The 1959-nt window shown below is 47.8% G+C and carries 2 protein-coding genes and 1 pseudogene; all 3 read right to left on the bottom strand.

Annotation, left to right across the window (positions count from 1 at the left end; genetic code table 11):
- Nucleotides 1–203: 203 nt before the first annotated feature.
- Nucleotides 204–527 (bottom strand): DMT family transporter, encoded by a 324-nt coding sequence (locus ACTHUT_RS19245; protein ID WP_070646415.1) that lies wholly within the window; start codon nt 525–527, stop codon nt 204–206.
- Nucleotides 528–554: 27 nt separating this feature from the next.
- Nucleotides 555–1424 carry an ABC transporter six-transmembrane domain-containing protein gene (locus ACTHUT_RS19240; RefSeq protein WP_440374089.1) on the bottom strand — a complete coding sequence of 290 codons (870 nt, stop codon included), beginning with the start codon at nt 1422–1424 and terminating at the stop codon, nt 555–557.
- Nucleotides 1425–1435: 11 nt separating this feature from the next.
- Nucleotides 1436–1861: pseudogene (locus tag ACTHUT_RS19235) on the bottom strand (MarR family winged helix-turn-helix transcriptional regulator).
- Nucleotides 1862–1959 lie beyond the last annotated feature (98 nt).

The raw sequence follows: 1959 nt of genomic DNA, 5'->3' as shown, positions 1-1959 counted from the left end.
GGCTTGGCTCATTTTGTTTCCTTTGTTGGGACGGCTATAGCCGATTGTTTGAATAATGAACAGTCGCTACTTTAAACAGGCCGTCTGAAAAAAGGAAAGAATGCTTGGTTTTAATTTAAGATGATTTTGTTATATTCGGGAAGGTATTAGGCCGTCTGAACAAGCATATTCAGACGGCCTTGGATTGGATAGAAACGAGATTTTCAGTTTCCGCTGGAGAGTTTCATCACTACGACGCCGGAGATGATGAGAAATGCGCCGAGCCAGCGGCCGATATTGGCGGCATCGTTGAAAAATACAACTCCCACTAAAAATGCCCCTGCCGCGCCTATGCCTGTCCAGACGGCGTAGGCTGTACCCATCGGAATACTTTTTTGGGCAAGGTAAAGGAGGTATCCGCTACCGGCGATGCAGGCAAAAGCGGCGGCAAAGCCATGCCAGCGGTAGCCTTCCTGTTGTGCCAGCTTTAAGCCCAATGGCCAGCCGATTTCCAGCATACCGGCTAAGATTAAATAAAACCAACTCATAATATATCCTGATAGTGTGTTAAGGTTTCAGACGGCCTTGGAAAGATTGTTTTCTTCCGAGAGTTCAACGCGTTGTCCGATATCTTTTAAATTGGAGTATTGTTCGACCAAGCGCGGTACATCGTCCAAGCTCATTGCAAACATCCATAAATAAGTGCTGACGGAATAGATATGGCCGGCACTGCCATAGCCTTTAAGTGTCATGTGTATAAAGGCGAAGCCGAACAATATGCTCATCGCTATGCCGATACTGAGATAGCCTAAGGCTTCGCGGTTGGAAATCAGCACGCGTAGTTTGGCAACCCAGCCGTAGTGGCGGTAGAGCTGATGTTCGTTGCCGTCGCGGATAAAGTGATTGTCGCGTTCAAGCCGGTTGTTTAAACGGAAATATAGGTTTTCGCTGGTGGCGGCAAAACGCGGCAGCAACCATAAAAACAGGGCAAGTATCGCGACAGCCAATACGCCCACCCGAAATTCCAATATCAGCAACATCATACATGCACCGAAGATGGAGACCAGCGAAGTAGCAGCGATGGGCAGGTGTTCTTCAAAAAAACTGACAAACTCACGCGATAGGGCGACGCGTGCAGTAATGGCGGAATGCGGTACTTCTCGCTTGCGCTGTTCCAAAACGACCGGGACGGCTATTTCAGTATAGATCTGGGTAAATGTGCGCGTATCGGCTATCCTGCGGGCGGCACCGATTATCCACATTAATAAAACCACCACACCATACAACATTGCCTGCCAGACGTTGCCTTCCATAACGGCATTAATCGCCCAGCCGCCAAACACGGGATATACCAGCAAGAGCAGATTATCCAAGCCGACGAGAGAGAAGGTTGTGATTAGTTTGCGGCGGTGTGTTTGACCGATGTGTTTCAACATTTTCCACATGGTTGCCCTCCTTATTTAGTATTGAGGGTTTGCGCCATTAATTCGGCCAATGCGTCCAAATCGGCAAACAGTCGGGCTGCACGTTTTTCACCGAAGGCGGTAAAAATTCGTTTGCTGAATTCCTGCATGTTTTGCACCAATGGGGCGGCAGATTTCTTGCCTTGCTCGGTCAGCGATAATAAGCGTTCGCGTTTGTCTTGTTCGCTTTTGTGAAATATCAGCAAGCCTTGTTCTGCCAGCGTTTTGCATGTGCCGGAAACGGTTTGCTTGGGCAGGCTTCATTCTTCGCCTATGTATTTTTGAGTGCGGCTGCCTTCGGTGGCCAAGGTATATAGCACGGCGAAGGTATTGTAGTTGGTGTTTTGCTGTTTAATCCATTGGTCAAATGCGCTGTCTATATGGCTGATACGCATACCGAGTTGATCGAGCTGATTCATAAATTGGTCTCAATATTGACTAATTGGATGCGGATTATAGTCATGTTTAGGACTAATTGCAAATAGAAGGCCGTCTGAAACAATCATTTTCAGACGGC

The sequence above is a fragment of the Neisseria sp. P0022.S010 genome, assembly GCF_051956635.1.
This window is presented reverse-complemented; position numbering and strand designations above follow the sequence as displayed.

Excerpts from the sequence above, each read along its gene's own strand:
- ACTHUT_RS19245 (WP_070646415.1), bottom strand. The coding sequence starts at position 527 with ATGAGTTGGTTTTATTTAATCTTAGCCGGTATGCTGGAAATCGGCTGG.
- ACTHUT_RS19240 (WP_440374089.1), bottom strand. The coding sequence starts at position 1,424 with ATGTGGAAAATGTTGAAACACATCGGTCAAACACACCGCCGCAAACTA.